The 18,790-nt window shown below is 73.0% G+C and carries 18 protein-coding genes and 1 riboswitch; of the genes, 10 read left to right on the top strand and 8 right to left on the bottom strand.

What is annotated here, in order from left to right; all coding sequences use genetic code 11:
• Nucleotides 1–77 precede the first annotated feature (77 nt).
• Together cdgB and AB0O40_RS05025 are read left to right on the top strand one after the other, a co-directional pair.
• Complete coding sequence (gene cdgB / locus AB0O40_RS05030) at nt 78–1,748, top strand: diguanylate cyclase CdgB (protein ID WP_365035731.1); 1,671 nt, start codon at nt 78–80, stop codon at nt 1,746–1,748.
• Nucleotides 1,749–1,828: 80 nt separating this feature from the next.
• On the top strand, nt 1,829–2,812 hold the full coding sequence (locus tag AB0O40_RS05025) for a CBM35 domain-containing protein (RefSeq protein WP_365035729.1): 984 nt from the start codon (nt 1,829–1,831) through the stop codon (nt 2,810–2,812).
• A 27-nt stretch (nt 2,813–2,839) separates the two neighbouring features.
• Here AB0O40_RS05025 and AB0O40_RS05020 read toward each other — a convergent pair whose 3' ends face one another.
• From AB0O40_RS05020 to AB0O40_RS05010, 3 genes are all read right to left on the bottom strand, one after another.
• Entirely contained in the window at nt 2,840–3,766 is a 927-nt protein-coding gene (locus tag AB0O40_RS05020) for a 1-phosphofructokinase family hexose kinase (RefSeq protein WP_365035727.1), read from the bottom strand.
• Nucleotides 3,767–3,898: 132 nt separating this feature from the next.
• Nucleotides 3,899–5,050: an N-acetylglucosamine-6-phosphate deacetylase gene (gene nagA, locus AB0O40_RS05015; RefSeq protein WP_365035725.1), complete on the bottom strand. Its 1,152-nt coding sequence runs from the start codon at nt 5,048–5,050 to the stop codon at nt 3,899–3,901.
• Nucleotides 5,050–5,982, bottom strand: coding sequence for an ROK family protein (locus AB0O40_RS05010; RefSeq protein ID WP_365035938.1), 933 nt, complete (start codon nt 5,980–5,982; stop codon nt 5,050–5,052). The genes nagA and AB0O40_RS05010 overlap by 1 nt, the downstream gene beginning before the upstream one ends.
• Before the next feature lie 195 nt (nt 5,983–6,177).
• Here AB0O40_RS05010 and AB0O40_RS05005 point away from each other — a divergent pair, with 195 nt between their 5' ends.
• Entirely contained in the window at nt 6,178–7,455 is a 1,278-nt protein-coding gene (locus tag AB0O40_RS05005; protein ID WP_365035723.1) for an extracellular solute-binding protein, read from the top strand.
• Nucleotides 7,456–7,483: 28 nt separating this feature from the next.
• Here AB0O40_RS05005 and AB0O40_RS05000 read toward each other — a convergent pair whose 3' ends face one another.
• Nucleotides 7,484–7,753, bottom strand: coding sequence for a DUF3263 domain-containing protein (locus AB0O40_RS05000; protein ID WP_365035721.1), 270 nt, complete (start codon nt 7,751–7,753; stop codon nt 7,484–7,486).
• Between the two features lie 143 nt (nt 7,754–7,896).
• On the opposite strand from AB0O40_RS05000, the gene otsB reads away from it, so the two are divergent.
• A complete protein-coding gene (gene otsB / locus AB0O40_RS04995) occupies nt 7,897–8,742 on the top strand; it encodes a trehalose-phosphatase (protein WP_365035719.1) in 846 nt (281 codons plus the stop codon).
• Nucleotides 8,743–8,922: 180 nt separating this feature from the next.
• Here otsB and AB0O40_RS04990 read toward each other — a convergent pair whose 3' ends face one another.
• Both AB0O40_RS04990 and AB0O40_RS04985 read right to left on the bottom strand, forming a co-directional pair.
• Entirely contained in the window at nt 8,923–10,338 is a 1,416-nt protein-coding gene (locus AB0O40_RS04990; protein ID WP_365035717.1) for a trehalose-6-phosphate synthase, read from the bottom strand.
• Between the two features lie 9 nt (nt 10,339–10,347).
• On the bottom strand, nt 10,348–11,301 hold the full coding sequence (locus tag AB0O40_RS04985) for a glucosyl-3-phosphoglycerate synthase (RefSeq protein ID WP_365035715.1): 954 nt from the start codon (nt 11,299–11,301) through the stop codon (nt 10,348–10,350).
• A 219-nt stretch (nt 11,302–11,520) separates the two neighbouring features.
• Nucleotides 11,521–11,671, top strand: a riboswitch (SAM riboswitch).
• A gap of 17 nt (nt 11,672–11,688) precedes the next feature.
• Here AB0O40_RS04985 and thrC point away from each other — a divergent pair.
• The 4 genes from thrC (at nt 11,689) to groL (ending at nt 15,919) form a co-directional block, all read left to right on the top strand.
• The gene (thrC, locus tag AB0O40_RS04980; protein ID WP_365035713.1) at nt 11,689–12,966 is read left to right on the top strand and encodes a threonine synthase; all 1,278 of its coding nucleotides are present in this window, start codon (nt 11,689–11,691) and stop codon (nt 12,964–12,966) included.
• Nucleotides 12,967–13,001: 35 nt separating this feature from the next.
• A complete protein-coding gene (locus tag AB0O40_RS04975; RefSeq protein WP_365035711.1) occupies nt 13,002–13,280 on the top strand; it encodes a MoaD/ThiS family protein in 279 nt (92 codons plus the stop codon).
• A 415-nt stretch (nt 13,281–13,695) separates the two neighbouring features.
• Nucleotides 13,696–13,899 carry a cold-shock protein gene (locus AB0O40_RS04970; protein WP_005315736.1) on the top strand — a complete coding sequence of 68 codons (204 nt, stop codon included), beginning with the start codon at nt 13,696–13,698 and terminating at the stop codon, nt 13,897–13,899.
• Between the two features lie 394 nt (nt 13,900–14,293).
• Entirely contained in the window at nt 14,294–15,919 is a 1,626-nt protein-coding gene (groL, locus tag AB0O40_RS04965; protein WP_365035709.1) for a chaperonin GroEL, read from the top strand.
• A 146-nt stretch (nt 15,920–16,065) separates the two neighbouring features.
• Here the strand turns inward: groL and AB0O40_RS04960 are convergent, their stop codons facing one another.
• On the bottom strand, nt 16,066–16,614 hold the full coding sequence (locus AB0O40_RS04960; RefSeq protein WP_365035707.1) for an alpha/beta hydrolase: 549 nt from the start codon (nt 16,612–16,614) through the stop codon (nt 16,066–16,068).
• Nucleotides 16,615–16,668: 54 nt separating this feature from the next.
• On the bottom strand, nt 16,669–17,436 hold the full coding sequence (gene map, locus AB0O40_RS04955; protein ID WP_365035706.1) for a type I methionyl aminopeptidase: 768 nt from the start codon (nt 17,434–17,436) through the stop codon (nt 16,669–16,671).
• 54 nt (nt 17,437–17,490) lie between these two features.
• On the opposite strand from map, the gene AB0O40_RS04950 reads away from it, so the two are divergent.
• Together AB0O40_RS04950 and AB0O40_RS04945 are read left to right on the top strand one after the other, a co-directional pair.
• On the top strand, nt 17,491–17,775 hold the full coding sequence (locus AB0O40_RS04950) for a helix-turn-helix transcriptional regulator (RefSeq protein WP_365035704.1): 285 nt from the start codon (nt 17,491–17,493) through the stop codon (nt 17,773–17,775).
• Between the two features lie 116 nt (nt 17,776–17,891).
• A complete protein-coding gene (locus AB0O40_RS04945; RefSeq protein WP_365035702.1) occupies nt 17,892–18,497 on the top strand; it encodes a phosphoribosylanthranilate isomerase in 606 nt (201 codons plus the stop codon).
• The last annotated feature ends 293 nt before the right edge of the window (nt 18,498–18,790 follow it).

Here is an 18,790-nt window from a genome sequence, read left to right as displayed (position 1 = left end):
TTCAGTGGAATGGACACCGCAACGAAACGCCGATGACAAACCTGGAGTTGCTGTCGAGGTCTCGGGGAGAGCGAGCAATGGAGACCGAGTCGGAGCCGTACGTCCGTCTTGCGACCCTGCGGCAGCTGCACCAGGTGGTGGCCGAACTGAACACGGCCCGGAGCCTGGCGGACACTCTGCAGACCGTCGTGGACGGCATCGTCGTGGGCCTCGGCTACGAACTCGCCTGTGTCAATCTCGTACGCCCCGACGGGGATCTCGTCGTCGCCGCCTTCGCCGGTGACGCCTCCGCCGAAGCCCTGATCACCGGCCGGGTCGGCTCCCGCGCCTCCTGGGAGCGCCGCCTGTCGATGGGCGAGTGCTGGGACGGCCTGCGGTTCATCCCGCACACCGAGGGCTGGGTGCTCATCGAGGACGACGTACCCCAATGGCACACGGACGGCCCGGATCCGCGCTTCGAGGACGAATGGCACCCCGAGGACCGGCTCTACGCCCCCATGTATGCGTCCGGCGGGGAACTTCTGGGTGTCATTTCGGTGGACAGACCGCGCAACGGCCGCCGGCCGGGCGCCTGGGGCCGCGAAGCGCTCCAGATGTACGCCTTCCAAGCGGCCATTGCGATCAGCAACGCCCGGCTGCGGGCGAACATGCAGCGGGCCCTGGTCCGGCTGGAGCGCGAGCAGCAGGCGCTGCGGGCGAGCGAGGAGTCCTTCCGGCAGGCCTTCGAGTACGCGCCCAGCGGGATGGCGATCGCCGAGATGGGCGGTGACCAGCACGGCCGCCTGCTGCGCACCAACGACGCGCTGTGCCGGCTGCTGGGCCGGCCGGCCTCGGTGCTGCGCCGCTACTCCTTCTCCGACCTGGTCCACCCCGAGGACATCGGCACCCTCCTGCGGACCTCCGCCGAGGGCGGCCGGGCGGAGCTGCGGCTGGGCCGCCGGGACGGCACGTACGTCTGGGTCTCGCTGCGCAACTCGGTGGTCGCGGACGCCGCCGACGGGCCCCGCTTCCTGCTCACCCACGTCGAGGACATCGAGGAGCGCAAGCGGCACGAGCTCCAGCTCGCCCACCGCGCCAGCCACGACTCCCTCACCGGCCTGCCCAACAGCGCCGAGCTGCGCTCCCGGCTCTCCGCGCGGCTGTGCCGGCGGCCGCAGTCGGTGCGGGCCACCGCCGTCGAGGCCCTGGACGCGGCCTTCGAGGGGCGCCCGGAGGACGGCCGGCCGGGGGAGCACGGCTTCCCGCCCGACGGCTACCCGGACCCCTTCGACCAGCCCGCGGCGGCCGAGGCGGGCCCCTACGACCACCACGTCCACACCGTCGCCCCGGCCACCGACATCGACGACGGCACCAAGGGCCTGGCGGTGCTCTTCTGCGACCTGGACGGCTTCAAGTCGATCAACGACCGGTTCGGGCACCACACGGGTGACGCGGTCCTCATCGAGGTGGCCCGCCGGTTGACGACGGGCGTCAGGGACGGTGACACCGTCGCCCGGCTGGGTGGTGACGAATTCGTCGTCCTGGCGGACGGGCTCGGTGCGGCGGACGCCGCGGACCTCGCGGTGCGGCTGCGCAACGCCATCATCCCGCCGATCCGGGTGGACGGCCGTGCGGTGCGGGTGGGGGCCAGTTTCGGCATCGGCTGGGCCAGCTGCGGAATGTCCGCCGACGAGGTGCTGCGCTCGGCCGACCAGCGGATGTACATCGAGAAGAGGTCCCGCTCCAAGGCCCACCGGAGGGCGGGCTGAGGCTCCTTCTCAGCCCATCGGGCGCTCGGGAGAGCGCCTGTTCGAGGTAGGCTCCCGTGGGTCGAAAGGATGGACCTGCGATGACGCCCGCGAACAACGGCCCGAACAACGGCGCCAATGCGCCCGAAGACGACGACCCGTTCGGTTACCTCTACGCGGACGGCCAGGCCGCCGGTGCCACTCCGCCCTCGCAGAGCAGCTACGGCTACCCCGGCGGTCCCACGGTGGGCGGTCAGCCCGGCGTGCCGCGCACCTCGTACAACCAGGTCCGCACGGTCGGCGACCGCCGCCCGGCCGCCCCGCGCCAGGTGCCGCAGCAGCAGGCCCACTACCCCGCCCCCGAGACGCTGGGCGCCGGCTACGGCGGCCCGCAGCAGGGGTACGGGCAGCAGCCCCCGCAGCAGTACGCGCCCGAGCCCGGGCACGGCGGCGGCCGGAGCCGGCGCGGTCTGCTGATCGCCGCGGTGGCCGTGGTCGGCGCCGTGGTCATCGGTATCGGTGTGGCTCTGATCACAGACAACAAGGGCAAGGACAAGGGCGCCGAGGGCCCCAGCGACAAGGTCAGCCAGGCCCCGGCGACCCCCGGCAAGACCGACCCGACCAAGGACACCGGCAAGGACACCGACAAGGGCGCCCTCCCGAAGGCGGACGCCGCCTCCGGCTCCGGCCTGACCCTGGCGGGCGGCGCGACGGTCCAGTCCGACATCAAGGGCGCCCAGTCCGCCGACGGCAAGTACGTCGGCGGCTTCAACGCCGTCGGCGCCTCGCTCACCTGGACCGTGGACGCCCCGGCCGAGGGCGACTACAAGCTCCGGATGACCTACTCGGTGCCCGGTACCGACGCCAACGCGACGGTCACCGTCAACGGCGTCTCCGTCACCAAGCCCATAAACATGAAGAACTACTCCGGCGCCCCGGCGGGCGACTGGGAGAAGGGCTGGACCAACACCTGGGGGCAGGTGACCCTCAACAAGGGCACCAACACCATCAAGGTCTCCTGCGAGCAGGGCAATTCCTGCGACGCGATCATCGACCGGGTCTGGCTGGCCCCCATCAACAGCTGACGGTCCCGCACGCCCGGTGACGGCGGGTCAGCCCACGGGCTGGCCCGCCGTCACTTTTACGGTGGCCAGGAGCTCTTCGTAGACCGCCCGGTCGAACTCGCCCGCGGTGGGGGCGCGGACGGTGGCGGCGGAGAGGGCGGTGGCGCGGGTCAGGCGGGCCGGCCAGTCCAGGTCCTCGGCGAGGGCCGAGAGGAGGCCGGCGACCGCGGAGTCACCGGCGCCGGTCGGGTTGCCGGACAGCGGGGCGGGCGGGGCCGCGCCCCAGGTGCCCTGGCCGGTGACCGCGAGCAGTCCGGCCGGGCCCAGCGAGGTCACCACCGCGTGCGCGCCCCGGCGGCGGGCGTCGCGGGTGGCCGGCAGCGGCTCCCGGGAGCCGGTCAGCTCGGCCAGCTCCGCGGCGTTCGGCTTGATCAGGTCCGGCCGGGCCGCCACCCCGCGCCGCAGCGCCTCCCCGCTGGTGTCCAGCAGGACGGGCGTCCCGGCGGCCCGCGCGGTGCGCACCAGGGCCGCGTACGCGCCCACCGGCAGGCCGGGCGGCAGGCTGCCGCACAGGGCCACCGCGCGGGCCTCGTGGACCAGGTCGGCGTACCGGACCTGGAAGGCCGCCCACTCGGCCGGGGAGATCACCGGGCCGGCCTCGTTGAACTGGGTGGTGTCCCCGTCGGCCTCGTCGACCACGGCGAGGGTGCGCCGGGTGGTGCCGGCGCAGGGCACGAAGCCGTCGGCCACCGCCGAGCCCGCCAGCCCCTGGCGGACCGTTTCGCCCACCGGCCCGCCGAGGAAGCCGGTGGCCACCACCTCGTGGCCCAGGGCCGCCAGCACGCGGGCGACGTTGACGCCCTTGCCGCCGGGCCGCTCGCACACGCCGGAGACCCGGTGCGAGGCGCGCGGCCGCAGCCGCGGCACGTGGTACGTGACGTCCAGCGCCGCGTTCAGCGTGACGGTCAGGATCATGTGCGCATACCCCCAAGTGACGGCCCCCAGAGGCGGGATCATGCCGCACGGAGGCCGCCGCGGCCCAGTACCCCGGACCGGAAGGCTCCGCACGCCGTCCCGGGAACATCCGGTCGGCCGTCGGAAAGGGGCTCAGGCCAGCGGGTTCACGATCCACTCGCCGCGCCGCATGACTCCCTTGAGGTCGAAGGCGGAGTCCAGCACGACGAGGTCGGCGTACTTGCCGGGCTCGAGCGAGCCCACCTGGTCGTACAGTCCGATCAGCTTGGCGGGGTTGGCGGAGATCGCCTGGACCACCGACTCGACCGGCAGGCCGTCGACGGTCACCGACCGCTTGAAGGCGGTGTCCAGGGTCAGCGTCGAGCCGGCGATGGAGCCGCCCTCGACCAGCCGCGCGACGCCGTCCTTGACCGCGACCTCCAGCGGGCCGAGGTGGTAGGTGCCGTCGCCGAAGCCGGCCGCGTCCATCGCGTCGGTGATCAGCGCGACCCGGTGGGCGCCGGCGTGGTGGAAGGCCAGCTCGACGGTGGCCGGGTGCAGGTGCGTGCCGTCGTTGATCAGCTCGACGGTGACCCGCTCGTCCTCCAGGAGGGCGGCGATCGGGCCGGGCTCGCGGTGCGCCAGCCCGGGCATCGCGTTGAAGAGGTGGGTGGCGACGGTGGCGCCCGCGTCGATGGCCTCGACGGTCTGCTCGTACGAGGCGTCGGTGTGCCCGATCGCCGCGATCACGCCGTGCTCGGCGAGCAGGCGTACGGAGTCCAGGCCGCCGGGCAGCTCGGTGGCGAGGGTGACCATCCGGGCGGCGCCGTGCGCGGCGTCGATCAGCTTGCGGACCTCGGCCGGGTCCGGGTCGCGCAGCAGGTCCTCCTTGTGCGCGCCCTTGCGGCAGGGCGAGATGAAGGGGCCCTCGAAGTGGATGCCGGCCAGGTCGCCCTGCTGCACCAGCTCGGCCAGCAGCGAGGCCCGCCGGGCCAGCTCGTCCAGCTCGCCGGTGACGGTGGAGGCGATCAGCGTGGTGGTGCCGTGCTCGCGGTGGGTGCGGACGCCCTTCAGGACCTCCTCGGGGGTGCCGGAGGTGAAGGATGCGCCGCCGCCGCCGTGGTTGTGCATGTCGACGAAGCCCGGTACCACCCAGTGGCCCGAGAGGTCGGTCACCGGGGTGCCCTCGGGGGCGCTGCCGGCGATGCGGTCGCCCGCGACGATCACCCGGCCGTTCTCGACGACGCCCGTGGGCAGCACGACCCGGGCGCCGGAGAGAACGGTGCTGACTGCGCTTCCGGCCATCAGGCGGATACCTCCGTGGCGAGTAGGTCCCAGGCGAGCAGGCCCGCGCCCAGGCATCCGGCGGTGTCCCCGAGGGCCGCCGGAACGATGTGGGGCAGCCGCTGGAACGTCACGCGCTCCTTGACGGCCGTCCGCAGTGGTGTGAACAAGGTTTCCCCCGCTTCGGCCAGCCCGCCACCGATGATCAGCGTCCGGGGGTCGAGCAGGGTGAGCGCGGTGACCAGGCCGTCGGCGAGGGCGCCGACCGCCTCGCCCCACACGGCCACGGCCCGGGGGTCGCCGGAGGCGACGGCCTTGGCGCAGTCCGCGGCGTCCGCCTCGGGGTCGCCGGAGGCGGCCGCCCAGGCGCGGGTGACGGCGGAGGCGGAGGCCAGCGTCTCCAGGCAGCCGTGCTGCCCGCAGCCGCAGGCGGGGCCGCCGGGGCGGACCACGATGTGCCCGATCTCGCCGGCGTAGCCGTGCGCGCCGGCCTCGATGGCGCCGGCGATCCCGATGGCTCCGGCGATGCCGGTGCCCAGCGGTACGAAGAGGAAGCGGTCGGCCCCGCGGCCGGCGCCGATCCGGCCCTCGGCCAGGCCCCCGGTGCGCACGTCGTGGCCCAGTGCGACGGGGATGCCGTCGAGCCGGGCGCTGAGCAGCTGCCGCATGGGGACGTCCCGCCAGCCCAGGTTGGCGGCGTAGACGGCGATGCCCGCCTCGGCGTCGACGATGCCGGGTACGGCGACGCCGGCCGCGGCGGCGCTCTCGCCGTAGCGCTGCCGGCCGAGGGCGGCGAGCTCGGCGGCGAACTCGAGGATCGACTCGACGACGGCGTCGGGGCCCCGCTCGCGGCCGGTGGCGCGGCGCGCCTCGTGCAGCAGCGTGCCGTCCGCCCCGACCAGGGCGGCCTTCATCCCGGTGCCGCCCACATCGAGGGCGATGACGTGTTTCACGGGTTTCACAGAGGACAGTCTCGCGTGTCGGACGGGGAAAGGTCTAGTCCACTGAGGGGGATTGTTGACCCGCCATACAAAAGAGGTCCTTGGGCCTCTTTTTTGCCCCGCCCTCCCTGTAAAGGCGGGGTGAGAGTGGTGTAGACCTTACGAGGACAAGTGGAAGTGGAACGACGATGTTGGGATACCGCTGTGATGGGCACCGCGAAGGGCCGTAGAGCAAGCCTGGCCGCGGCCGGCGCCGCACTGTGCATGACCGCGACGCTGACCGGATGCGGAAGCGCCACCGGGAACAACGACGTGACCCTCAAGGTCGTCGCGGCCGATTACGGAGACGGTCCCGGGAACTCCTCCCGGACGTACTGGAAGAACCTCGCCGACGCCTTCACCGAGGCCCACCCCGGCATCAAGGTCGACGTCAGCGTCTACTCCTGGGAAGAGGTGGACGCCAAGGTCGCCGAGCTGGTCAAGAAGGACGAGGCCCCCGACATCGCGCAGATCGGCGCCTACGCCGACTACGCGGCCGCGGACAAGCTCTACACCGCCGACGACCTGCTCTCCGTCGCCACCCAGGCCGACTTCCTCGGCCCGCTCGCCGACGCCGGCAAGGTCAAGCGCGTCCAGTACGGCATGCCCTTCGTCTCCAGCACCCGGCTGCTCTTCTACAACAAGGACCTCTTCAAGCAGGCCGGCATCGCCAAGCCGCCCACCAGCTGGGACGAACTGGAGAGCGACGCCAAGAAGCTCAAGGGCGTGGCCAAGACCCCCTTCGCGCTGCCGCTGGGCCGCGAGGAGGCGCAGGCCGAGACGATGCAGTGGATGCTGGCCGGCGGCGGTGGCTACACCGACAGCGACGAGGGCTACGCCATCGACTCGCCGGAGAACGTCAAGACCTTCGACTGGCTGCGCGAGCACCTGGTCCGGCCCGGGCTGACCGGCCCGGTCAAGCCCTGGGAGCTGAACCGGCAGGCCGCCTTCGACGCCTTCGCCGCCGGTGACGTCGGCATGCTCAACGGCCACCCCAAGCTGATGAAGGAAGCGGCCGACAAGGGCGTGGACTTCGGCATGGCGGTCATGCCCACCGCCGACGGGCACGAGAAGCCGGCCATGGGCGTGGCCGACTGGGTGATGGCCTTCAAGAACGGCCACCGCGAGGAGTCCGGCGCCTTCCTGGACTTCCTGTACGAGGCGAAGAACGTCACCGCCTTCACCACCACCTACGGCCTGCTGCCGGTGACCAACAGCGGCTACCGCGCCATGCAGTCCACCACCGACCCCAAGGCGGCCGGCCTCAAGGAGTTCCTGGCCGCCCTGCCCGACGCCCGGCTCTACCCGGTCGGCAAGAAGTCCTGGGCAGGGGTCAGCGAGAACGTCAAGAAGTCCATCGGCAAGGCCGTCTCCGACGACGCCAAGCCGGGCAAGACGCTGGAGGCCATCGCCACCGCCGCCCGGGCCGCCGACCAGGACCGCTGACCCCGGCGCCCGCCCGGACCGGCCGCCTTCAGCGGCGGGCGGTCCGGCGGGCCTCGCGGACCCGGCGCAGCCGGTTGACGGTGACGGGGGCGTGGGCGAGCGCCCGCGGATCGTCCAGCAGGGCGTTCAGCAGTTGGTAGTACCGGACCGGGGACATGCCCAGGCCCTCGCGTATGGCGCGTTCCTTCGCGCCCGGGCCGGGCCAGCCGCGGCCCTCGTACGCCAGGACGGCGGCCTCGCGCTCCGAGAGCGCGGCCGCGGCGCCGCCCTCCTCGGGCGCGGGGTCCTGGTCCGTCATACCTCCACACTATCGGCGGCCGCCGACAGGAGCCGGGTGGCCCGGCGGGGGTCCACGGGCTCAGGCGGGGCCCCTCGAAGGGCGGTGGCGGCTGGCCGGAAACCGCCCCGCGGGGCCACCCGGGCCCCGGTAGGGTCGTTCATATGGTGAGTCCACCGCACGCCCTGCCGACGCCCACCACCCGAGCGGGCCGCGACGCCCTCGAGGCGCTGCTCGGCGACCCGGCGCGCGCCGTGGTCGCCCTCGACTTCGACGGCACCCTCGCCGAGATCGTCCCCGACCCCGACCAGGCCCGGGCGCACCCCGGTGCCGTCCCGGCGCTGTCCGCGCTGGCCCCCGCGGTCCGCTCGGTCGCCGTGATCACCGGCCGCCCGGCCGGGGTGGCGGTGCGGTACGGCGGCTTCGCGGGCGTCCCCGGCCTGGAGCACCTGACCGTGCTCGGCCACTACGGCGCCGAGCGGTGGGACGCCGTCTCCGGCACGGTCCAGGCGCCCGCCCCGCACCCGGGCGTGGCCGCGGTCCGCGCCGAGCTGCCCGGCGTACTGGACTCCATCGGGGCCTGGCAGGGCACCTGGATCGAGGAGAAGGGCCAGGCGGTGGCCGTCCACACCCGCCGGGCCGCCGACCCGCAGGCCGCCTTCGAGGCGCTGCGCGGGCCGCTGCTGGAGCTGGCGCAGCGGCACGGCCTGATCGTGGAGCCCGGTCGGGCGGTCCTGGAGCTGCGCCCGCCGGGCATGGACAAGGGCGTGGCGCTGGCTGAGTACCTGGCGGAGACGGGTGCCACGTCTGTCGTCTATGCGGGGGATGACCTGGGGGACCTGGCCGCCTTCTCGGCGGTCGAGAAGTTGCGCGGTGACGGCCTGCCGGGGCTGCTGGTGTGCAGCGGTAGCACCGAGGTCACGGAGCTGGCCGACCGGGCCGACCTGGTCCTTCCAGGCCCCCCGGCCGTCGTCGCCTTCCTGGCCGCCCTGGCCGCCGCGGTGGCGTAGCCGCTGCGCGGAGCCGTCCCCTCCCCGCCCCTTCCCGAAACCGGTGGGCGCTGCCCCCGGATCCCCCGTACCTGCGCTCCGCGCAGGTGTCCTCAAACGCCGGACGGGCTGGATTTCCAGCCCCGCCGGCGTTTGAGGCGCGGGGTCCGGGGCGGAGCCCCGGGAGACGGTGCCGCGGGGCTACGACGGCAGGAGGCCGGACAGCTGGGCCGCGAACCAGGCGGCCGGGGGCAGGGCGACGGCGGCCGCCGCCAGGCGCTTGGTGCGGTCGGCGCGCTCGCCGGCCGGCATCGAGAGGGCCTCGTGCAGCGCGACGGCCGTGGCCGAGACGTCGTACGGGTTCACGCACAGGGCGTCGGCGGCCAGCTCCTCGTACGCCCCCGCCCCCGTGGACAGCACCAGCGCACACCCCGCCTCCGACACCACCGGGATCTCCTTGGCGACCAGGTTCATCCCGTCCCGGACCGGGTTCACCAGTGCCACGTCCGCCAGCCGGTACGCCGCCAGCGAGCGGGCGAAGTCGTCCTTGACCGAGACGTGCACCGGCTGCCAGCCGGCCGTGCCGAACTCCGCGTTGATCTCCGCGGCCAGCGCGGCCACCGCGGCCGTGTAGTCGCGGTAGACGGCCAGGTCCTGCCGCGAGGGGTAGGCGGAGGCCAGGTGGACCACCCGGCCCCGCCACTCCGGCCGGGTGACCAGCAGCTCCCGGTAGGCCAGCAGGCCCCGGACGATGTTCTTGGACAGCTCGGTCCGGTCCACCCGCAGGACCGTCCGGCAGGAGCCGACCTCCGCCCGCAGCGCGGCCAGCTTCTCGTCCACCTCCGGCCGGTGCGCCAGCGCCCGCAGCTCGTCGCCGTCCACCCCCAGGGGATGCACCGCCACGCGGGTGCGGCCCAGGCCGCCCGCGCCCTCGGCCCCGGCGGTGAAGGCCGCGGCCCAGTCGGAGGTGTGGAAGCCCAGCACGTCCGCCCCGAGCATCCCCCGGTACAGCTCCTCGCGGACGTCCGCCGGCAGCATCGCCAGCTGGTCCGCGGACGCCCACGGGGTGTGCGTGAAGTGCCCGATGCGCAGGTCCGGGCGGGCCGCCCGGAGCAGCCCCGGGGCCAGCGAGAGGTGGTAGTCCTGGATCAGGACCGCCGCGCCCTCGCCGGCCGCGGCCGCCAGCGCGTCCGCGAAGGCCTGGTTGTAGGCCCGGTAGGACTCCCAGCGCCGCCGGAACTCCGCGTCGAAGACCGGCTCGCGCGGGATGTCGTACAGGCCGTGGTGGGTGAACCACAGCACGGAGTTCGCGATGCCGTTGTACGCGTCGTCGTAGACCGACGGGTCGATGTCCAGCATCCGGACACCCGGCTCGGACACCCCGCGCCGGACCGCCTCCCGGTCCCCCTCGCCCAGCGCCGCGCACACCCACAGCGAGCCCGGCCGCTCGGCCAGCGCCGAGGACAGCCCCGAGACCAGGCCGCCCCCGCCGCGCCGGGCGGTGAGCGTGCCGTCCGCGTCGAGCGCGTACGAGAGCGGGCCGCGGTTGGCCGCGACGAGCACCTGCGGCGCCGGGGCCGCGGGGGCGTGGACGGGGTCGTGGGAAGCGGCAGCCATGCCGCGAACCTAGCCCGCCTCGCGCCCGCTCAAACGTGTGTACTCCTCGATCTCGACCATGGGTGGACGCTCCTCCGTGTCCACCGCGTGCGTCCGTGGCTCGAAGCCCGACTCGCCCCGCTCGAACTGCGTCAGCACCGGTCGCACGAGGTGGCCGCGGGAGAGCCGCAGCTGCGCGGTGCGGTAGATCGCCGCCGCCATCCGCCCCAGCGCCTGCCCGTCCTGGTGCCGGTGCAGCCGTACGCCCACGTCCACCTGGGCCAGTGCGTCCAGCCCGACCGTGTGCAGCGCGTCCACCAGCAGGCCCAGCTCCACGCCGTACCCGACCGGGAAGGGCAGCCGCTCCAGCAGCGAGCGGCGCACCGCGTACTCGCCGCCCAGCGGCTGGACGAAGCCCGCCAGCAGCGGCCAGTGCAGGTTCAGCAGCGGCCGGGCCACCAGCTCGGTCACCCGCCCGCCCTGCCCGGGCGCGTCCCCCAGCGGCCGGTCGTACATCGCCTTGACGAACTGCACCCCGGGGTCGGTCAGCAGCGGGCCGACGATCCCCGACACGAACTGCGCGGAGAAGTCCCGCAGGTCCGCGTCGACGAAGCAGACCACGTCCCCGGTGGTCACCAGCAGCGAGCGCCACAGCACCTCGCCCTTGCCGGGCAGCGCCGGGATCCGCGGCAGGATCGCGTCCCGGTGCACCACCCGGGCGCCGGCCTTCGCGGCCACCTCGGCCGTCCGGTCGGTGGAGCCCGAGTCGATCACCACCAGCTCGTCCACCAGAGGCACGCCTTCGACCAGCTCGCGCCGGATCACCTCGACGATCGCGCCGACCGTCGCCTCCTCGTCGAGCGCGGGCAGCACGACGCTGACGGTGCTGCCGCTCGCCCGTTTGGCCGCCACCAGCTGGTCGAGCGTACGGTCGGCCGCCGACCAGGAACGGCCGGCCAGCCAGCGCTCCACCTCATCCAGCACGGTCAGAACTCCCTGTCTCGGCATCGGGTGCGGGACGGATGCGCACGGGCGCGCGGGCCCCGCCCGGCGCCCGATTCGTCATCCATCTCGCGTTTCGGACGGCTGTCTCAACCGCCCTTCCCTTCGGTTACAGTCTTGAACAACGCGGATGACCGTCGCATGTCGGGGTCGTTCCGCGCACAAACGCCCGGGTGCGCCGCAAGGCCCCCGGAGCCATACCGCTCATCCAGAGGGGCAGAGGGACACGGCCCGTTGAAGCCCCGGCAACCCTCCAGTCGGTACTCGCGATCTGCGCAACAGCAGCGAGGCCCCGGCTAGGGAAGGTGCCAATTCCGTCTCGCGGCGAAGTGCGCCGTGGGGAAGATGAGGAGAAAGGGCCTCGCCATCATGGCTTCACAGTCTGCTACCCCCCTCTCGGTCGACCTCGGTCCCGCCACCGCGCTGTCCTGTCGCGAGTGTGGCACCCGCTTCGAGCTCGGCCCGCTCTTCGCCTGTGCCGAGTGCTTCGGCCCCCTCGAGGTGGCGTACGAGCTGCCGCTGGGCGACCCGGAGACGCTGCGCAAGCGCATCGAGGCCGGCCCCGAGAACATCTGGCGCTACGCCCCGCTGCTGCCGGTCCCCGCGGACGTGGCCGCCAAGCCCAACCTGAACCCCGGCTTCACCAAGCTCGTCGACGCCCGCAACCTGGCGGCCGAGCTGGGCGTCACCGGCAAGCTGTACGTGAAGGACGACTCCGGCAACCCGACGCACTCCTTCAAGGACCGCGTCGTGGCGATCGCCGTCGAGGCGGCCCGCGCCTTCGGCTTCACCACCCTCTCCTGCTCCTCCACCGGCAACCTGGCCGGTGCCGTCGGCGCCGCCGCGGCCCGCGCCGGCTTCCGGTCCTGCGTCTTCATCCCGCACGACCTGGAGCAGGGCAAGGTCGTGATGGCCGCGGTCTACGGCGGCGAGCTGGTCGGCATCGAGGGCAACTACGACGACGTCAACCGCTTCTGCTCCGAGCTCATCGGCGACCCGCTGGGCGAGGGCTGGGGCTTCGTCAACGTCAACCTGCGCCCCTACTACGGCGAGGGCTCCAAGACGCTGGCGTACGAGATCTGCGAGCAGCTGGGCTGGCAGCTGCCCGACCAGATCGTCATCCCGATCGCCTCCGGCTCCCAGCTCACCAAGATCGACAAGGGCCTCCAGGAGCTCATCAAGCTCGGCCTGGTCGAGGACAAGCCGTACAAGATCTTCGGCGCCCAGGCCGAGGGCTGCTCGCCCGTCTCCACCGCCTTCAAGGCCGGTCACGACGTGGTCCGCCCGCAGAAGCCGGACACCATCGCCAAGTCCCTGGCGATCGGCAACCCGGCCGACGGCCCGTACGTCCTGGACATCGCCCGCCGCACCGGCGGCTACGTCGAGGACGTCAACGACGAGCAGGTCGTGGACGCGATCCGGCTGCTCGCCCGCACCGAGGGCATCTTCGCCGAGACGGCCGGCGGCGTGACCGTGGGCGTCACCCGCAAGCTGATCGAGGAGGGCCGGCTGGACCCGACCCTCACCACGGTCGTCCTGAACACCGGCGACGGCCTCAAGACCCTGGAAGCGGTCTCCGGCACCGGCCAGACCGCCACCATCCGCCCGAGCCTGGACGCCTTCCGCGCCGCCGGCCTGGCCTCCTGACACCACCCCCAGCTCCTTAGGAAGGCGACAAGCCCATGAGCGTCAACGTCCGCATCCCCACCATCCTGCGCACCTACACCGGCGGCCAGGCCGAGGTGCCCGCCGAGGGCGCGACCCTCGCCGAGGTCATCGAGTCCCTGGAGAAGTCCCACCCGGGCATCGCCGCGCGCGTCCTGGACGACGCCGGCAAGCTGCGCCGCTTCGTCAACGTCTACGTGAACGACGACGACGTGCGCTTCGAGGGCGGGCTGCAGACGTCGACGCCGGACGGCGCGGGCGTCTCGATCATCCCCGCGGTCGCGGGCGGCTGCTGATACCGCCACCCGGCGGCCGGGTTTGCACCGGCCCCGAATATGCATTTGAATCGCCCCCTCCGGATAAACGGAGGGGGCGATTCTGGTTGATTGGGCGCGGTAGGGTTGGGGTAGTCCCCTTCGCCATTCATGCCATGCGCATATGAGCGACCCCCGTCAGGGGCGACATCGGGTCAATGTCCGTGCACCGTATGGGCTGTTGGCGCGATTTATCCGGCCCGACTTGCCCGAGGATGCCGGGAATTTTCAGGTTATTGAAGGATTCCCACCTGTCCTGAATTCTCGTCGGAATGACCTGTTGCAGACAGCGTCGGTGCAGATACATTCAGCCGCGGTCGGCGCGTTACGGCGCAGGGTCTGACCCGGGTCCGCGAAGTGCGGCCCCGCGCAAGGGCCAGTAATAGGGGAGTTAGGCATGGCTCAGGGCACCGTCAAGTGGTTCAACGCGGAGAAGGGCTACGGCTTCATCGCGGTCGACGGTGGTGCGGACGTCTTCGTCCACTACAGCGCGATCCAGATGGACGGCTACCGCACCCTTGAAGAAGGTCAGCGAGTCGAGTTCGAGATCTCGCAGGGCCAGAAGGGTCCGCAGGCGGACATGGTCAAGCTCGCCGTCTGACGCACGGCGCGATCGACCGGCACGCATCAACGCACGAGGGGCCCGCATCCCGACAGGGACGCGGGCCCCTCGTGCGTGTCCGGGCCGCCGTGCGCCGGGGCGCGTCGCCGGGGGCCCGGGGGCCTGACCTGGGACGGGCCCCGGAGGGGTCCGAGGAGTGGTCCAAGCCGCTTGCACTCGAGGGGGTCGAGTGCTAATCATTGGCGTTAGCACTCTCCGGGTGAGAGTGATAAAGACGAGGATCGGGTCGGTGAGGCCCGCGAGCCTGCGGGGCAAGGAACCGCAAGGCCCGCAGGCCGTCCGTCGCGGGCGCTGGCGCGGTCCGGAGCAGTCCACATTCCCCTGACGCCGCAGCGGCGTACGGGGGGAACCCAGTCCTGGAGGACCACTTCAGATGGCCAAGATCATTGCGTTCGACGAGGAGGCCCGGCGCGGCCTCGAGCGCGGCATGAACCAGCTCGCCGACGCCGTCAAGGTCACCCTTGGCCCCAAGGGTCGCAACGTCGTCCTTGAGAAGAAGTGGGGCGCCCCCACGATCACCAACGACGGTGTCTCCATCGCCAAGGAGATCGAGCTCGAGGACCCGTACGAGAAGATCGGCGCCGAGCTGGTCAAGGAAGTCGCCAAGAAGACGGATGACGTCGCCGGCGACGGTACGACCACCGCGACCGTCCTGGCGCAGGCGCTGGTCCGCGAGGGCCTGCGCAACGTCGCCGCGGGCGCCAACCCGATGGCTCTGAAGCGCGGCATCGAGAAGGCCGTCGAGGCCGTCTCGGGCGCCCTGCTCGAGCAGGCGAAGGATGTCGAGACCAAGGAGCAGATCGCTTCGACGGCCTCCATCTCCGCCGCCGACACCCAGATCGGCGAGCTCATCGCCGAGGCCATGGACAAGGTCGGCAAGGAAGGCGTCATCACCGTCGAGGAGTCGCAGACCTTCGGTCTGGAGCTCGAGCTCACCGAGGGCATGCGCTTCGACAAGGGCTACATCTCGGCGTACTTCGCCACCGACATGGAGCGTATGGAGGCGTCCCTGGACGACCCGTACATCCTCATCGTCAACTCCAAGGTCAGCAACGTGAAGGACCTCCTTCCGCTGCTGGAGAAGGTCATGCAGTCCGGCAAGCCGCTGCTGATCATCGCCGAGGACGTCGAGGGCGAGGCCCTGTCGACCCTGGTCGTCAACAAGATCCGCGGCACCTTCAAGTCCGTCGCCGTCAAGGCCCCGGGCTTCGGCGACCGCCGCAAGGCCATGCTCGGCGACATCGCCATCCTCACCGGTGGCACGGTCATCTCCGAGGAGGTCGGCCTCAAGCTCGAGAACGCCGGTCTGGACCTGCTCGGCCGCGCCCGCAAGGTCGTCATCACCAAGGACGAGACCACCATCGTGGACGGCTCCGGTGACAGCGACCAGGTCGCCGGCCGCGTGAACCAGATCCGCGCCGAGATCGAGAACTCCGACTCGGACTACGACCGCGAGAAGCTGCAGGAGCGCCTGGCGAAGCTCGCCGGCGGTGTTGCGGTCATCAAGGCCGGTGCCGCGACCGAGGTCGAGCTCAAGGAGCGCAAGCACCGCATCGAGGACGCCGTGCGCAACGCCAAGGCGGCCGTCGAGGAGGGCATCGTCGCCGGTGGTGGCGTGGCGCTCATCCAGGCCGGTCACGTCTTCGAGAAGCTCGAGGCCGACCTGGTCGGCGACGAGGCCACGGGCGCCGCGATCGTGAAGCTGGCCCTCGAGGCCCCGCTGAAGCAGATCGCCGTCAACGCCGGCCTCGAGGGCGGCGTCGTCGCGGAGAAGGTGCGCAACCTCCCGACCGGTCACGGCCTGAACGCCGCGACCAACGAGTACGTCGACCTCGTCGCCGAGGGCATCATCGACCCGGCGAAGGTCACCCGCTCCGCCCTGCAGAACGCCGCCTCCATCGCGGCCCTGTTCCTGACCACCGAGGCCGTCATCGCCGACAAGCCGGAGAAGGCCGCTGCGGCCCCGGGCGGCATGCCGGGCGGTGACATGGACTTCTGATCGGCCCCTGGCTCCTCGCGGAGGCGGCTGATCGGTGATCCGCAGCAGTACCCGAGGGCGGTGTCCCTTCCGGAGACGGAAGGGACACCGCCCTCGGGCGTTGGGTGGGTACGCGGGCCGGTGGTGGGCCTCAGGCGGTACGGGCCTTAGGCGGTACGGGTTTCGGCGGTGCGGGCGAGCAGGTCCGAGAGCAGGGCCTCGCCCGCGGGCCAGGGGCCGAAGCCGGCGTCGGTGTTGAGGTGCCCGACCGCGCCCGCGTCGACGAAGTCGGCGCCCCAGGACGCGGCGTACCCGGCGGCCCGATCGAAGCCCATCCACTGGTCGGTGCGGCTGCCCACCAGCACCGCGGGGAAGGGCAGCGGCTCCCTCGGTACCTGCCGGAAGCCGTACAGCTCGGGCTGGTCGACCAGGTCCACGTCCGGCGGGGCCACCAGCAGCGCGCCGCGCACCGGGGCCGCCGGGCCGCGGGCCGCCCAGTGGGCGACGGTGGTGCAGCCCAGGCTGTGCGCGACCAGCACCGGCGGTTCGGCGCAGGCCGCGACCGCCGCGTCCAGGGCCGCCACCCAGTCGTCGAGCTGCGGCAGGTCCCAGTCGGCCTGCCCGACCCGCACCGCGTCCGGCAGCTCCTGCTCCCAGCGCGTCTGCCAGTGCCCGGGCCCCGAGTTCCCCCAGCCGGGGATGATCAACGTAGTCATGCCGGGATTCTGGCACCGGGGGCTGCGGGGCCCGCACGGGTGTTCACAGTGCGGTCAGAGGGCGGTCAGGATCTGCGGGCCCGCGTCGGTGATCGCGACCGTGTGCTCGATGTGCGCGGCCCGGCTGCCGTCGGTGGTCAGCAGGGTCCAGCCGTCCGGGGCGGTGCGGTAGTCCACCCCGCCGCCCGCCATCAGCATCGGCTCGATCGCCAGGACCAGGCCGTGCCGGAGCCGGAGGCCGCGGCCCGGGCGGCCGTGGTTGGGCAGGTGCGGTTCCTCGTGCATCTGCCGGCCGATGCCGTGGCCGCCGAGGTCGGCGGGCATCCCGCAACCGGCCGCGGTGGCCGCGCTCTCCACGGCGTGCGAGATGTCCCCGGTGCGGTTGCCGACCACGGCCGCGGCGATGCCCGCGTCCAGCGCCCGCTGGGTGGCGGCGACCAGTTCGGTGTCGCCCGGGCGCGGGGTGCCGACGCTGAAGGTGATCGCCGCGTCCCCGGCCCAGCCGTCGAGCAGGGCCCCGCAGTCCACGCCCAGCAGGTCGCCGTCCCGCAGCCGGTAGTCGGTCGGGACGCCGTGCACCACCGCGTCGTTGACGGAGGTGCAGATGACCCCCGGGAACGGCACCGGGGCGAAGGCCGGCTGGTAGCCGAGGAAGGGGGAGGTGGCCCCCGCCTTCGCCAGCACCTCCCGCGCGACCCCGTCCAGCTCGCGCAGCGAGACCCCCACCGCGGCGGCCTCCCGTACGGCGGCCAGCGCCTGCGCGACGACCCGGCCGGCCTCGCGCATCGCGGCCAGCGCCGCGTCGTTCTTGATCTCCACCATGTCTGTGGCTCCCCTCCTGGACCCAATTACAATACCGGTATTAGTATCACGGGCATGGTGAGGACCCCTTTGACCCCCTGGGAGCGCCGTCGCGGCGAGTGCTTCGGCGTGCTGCTGCGGCAGGCGCGCGGGGCGCGCAGCATGGCGGACGTCGCGGCGGCGGCCGGCGTCTCCGCCGAGACCCTTCGCAAGATCGAGACCGGCCGCGCCCCGACCCCGACCTTCTTCACGGTCGCGGCCCTGGCCGCGGCCCTGGACATCTCCCTCGACCGGCTCGCGGTGGCGGCGGCGGAGGCCGCGGCGGCCGACGAGGCCCCGGCCGAACCGCTGTCGGCTTGACCGCTGTCGGCCTGACCGGTGTCGGCCCTGACCGCTGCCGGTCCGGCCGGTGCCGGTCCGGCCGTGACCCCCGGTTTGAACTCCTGCCCCTGCTCATGACTGGACCCGTGCCCGTGGTGACCGAACGACCCTTCGTCAAGATCTGCGGCCTGCGCACCGAGCACGACGTGGACGTGGCCGTCCGCGACGGTGCCGATGCGGTCGGCTTCGTCTTCGCCGCCAGCCCCCGGCAGACCGACGCGGCCACCGCGCGCCGGCTGGCCGAGCGGGTGCCCGCGCACGTCCTGACCGTGGGCGTCTTCCGCGGCCAGCCGGTCGAGGAGGTGCGGCGGCTGACGGAGGAGAGCGGATTGCGGGGCGTCCAGCTGCACGGTGAGGAGGGCCCGGAGTTCTACGAGGCGCTGCGGGCGCCGGGGCGTACGTTGCTGCGGGCGACCTCGCGGGCGGCGGCGCGGTGCGGGGAGTACGGCGAGGACCTGCTCCTCATCGACGCGCCCGACCCGGGCTCGGGCAAGCCGTGGAACTGGGCCTCGCCCGAGTTCACCCCGCCCGCCGGCCGCTGGCTCCTGGCCGGCGGCCTGACCCCGGCCAACGTCCACGAGGCCCTGTCCGTGACGGGGGCGTGGGGGGCCGACGTCTCCAGCGGCGTCGAGAGCACCCGCGGCGTCAAGGACCCGACCCTGATCACGGCCTTCCTGCGGGCAGCCCACGGCACGTCCTGACGGCCGGCCGTCCCCTTACCAGCCGCGCCGGCGTTTGAGGCGATCGTCGCGGAGCGGCGGTGCGGGCCCGGGCTGCGCCCGGCTACCCAGCCTCGCCGGCGTTTGAGGCGACCGTCGCGGAGCGGCGGTACGGGGGCTCCGGGGGCGGCCGCCCACCGGTTTCGGGAAGGGGCGGGGTGGGGTCTGGCTCCGCGCAGCGGCCGGGCCCGGGCCCGGAACCCGGGGGGGGGGGGGGCGCGGGGGGGGGGGGGGGGGGGCGGCCCCCCCCCCCCCGCCCCCCCCGGCCGCGGCCC

The sequence above is a fragment of the Streptomyces sp. NPDC089919 genome (assembly GCF_040684615.1).
In the GTDB taxonomy this organism is placed as follows: Bacteria; Actinomycetota; Actinomycetes; order Streptomycetales; family Streptomycetaceae; genus Streptomyces.
The sequence above is the reverse complement of the archived record's forward strand: the minus strand, read 5'-3'. Positions and strand labels throughout refer to the sequence as shown.

What these genes read in the sequence shown, in the direction of transcription:
- AB0O40_RS04975 (WP_365035711.1), top strand. Translation starts at nt 13,002, where the DNA reads ATGAGCGTCAACGTCCGCATCCCCACCATCCTGCGCACCTACACCGGC.
- groL (WP_365035709.1), top strand. Translation starts at nt 14,294, where the DNA reads ATGGCCAAGATCATTGCGTTCGACGAGGAGGCCCGGCGCGGCCTCGAG.
- thrC (WP_365035713.1), top strand. Translation starts at nt 11,689, where the DNA reads ATGGCTTCACAGTCTGCTACCCCCCTCTCGGTCGACCTCGGTCCCGCC.
- AB0O40_RS05025 (WP_365035729.1), top strand. Translation starts at nt 1,829, where the DNA reads ATGACGCCCGCGAACAACGGCCCGAACAACGGCGCCAATGCGCCCGAA.
- AB0O40_RS05005 (WP_365035723.1), top strand. Translation starts at nt 6,178, where the DNA reads ATGGGCACCGCGAAGGGCCGTAGAGCAAGCCTGGCCGCGGCCGGCGCC.
- map (WP_365035706.1), bottom strand. Translation starts at nt 17,436, where the DNA reads ATGGTGGAGATCAAGAACGACGCGGCGCTGGCCGCGATGCGCGAGGCC.
- AB0O40_RS04960 (WP_365035707.1), bottom strand. Translation starts at nt 16,614, where the DNA reads ATGACTACGTTGATCATCCCCGGCTGGGGGAACTCGGGGCCCGGGCAC.
- AB0O40_RS05000 (WP_365035721.1), bottom strand. Translation starts at nt 7,753, where the DNA reads ATGACGGACCAGGACCCCGCGCCCGAGGAGGGCGGCGCCGCGGCCGCG.
- cdgB (WP_365035731.1), top strand. Translation starts at nt 78, where the DNA reads ATGGAGACCGAGTCGGAGCCGTACGTCCGTCTTGCGACCCTGCGGCAG.
- AB0O40_RS05020 (WP_365035727.1), bottom strand. Translation starts at nt 3,766, where the DNA reads ATGATCCTGACCGTCACGCTGAACGCGGCGCTGGACGTCACGTACCAC.
- otsB (WP_365035719.1), top strand. Translation starts at nt 7,897, where the DNA reads ATGGTGAGTCCACCGCACGCCCTGCCGACGCCCACCACCCGAGCGGGC.
- AB0O40_RS04950 (WP_365035704.1), top strand. Translation starts at nt 17,491, where the DNA reads ATGGTGAGGACCCCTTTGACCCCCTGGGAGCGCCGTCGCGGCGAGTGC.
- AB0O40_RS04990 (WP_365035717.1), bottom strand. Translation starts at nt 10,338, where the DNA reads ATGGCTGCCGCTTCCCACGACCCCGTCCACGCCCCCGCGGCCCCGGCG.
- AB0O40_RS04970 (WP_005315736.1), top strand. Translation starts at nt 13,696, where the DNA reads ATGGCTCAGGGCACCGTCAAGTGGTTCAACGCGGAGAAGGGCTACGGC.
- nagA (WP_365035725.1), bottom strand. Translation starts at nt 5,050, where the DNA reads ATGGCCGGAAGCGCAGTCAGCACCGTTCTCTCCGGCGCCCGGGTCGTG.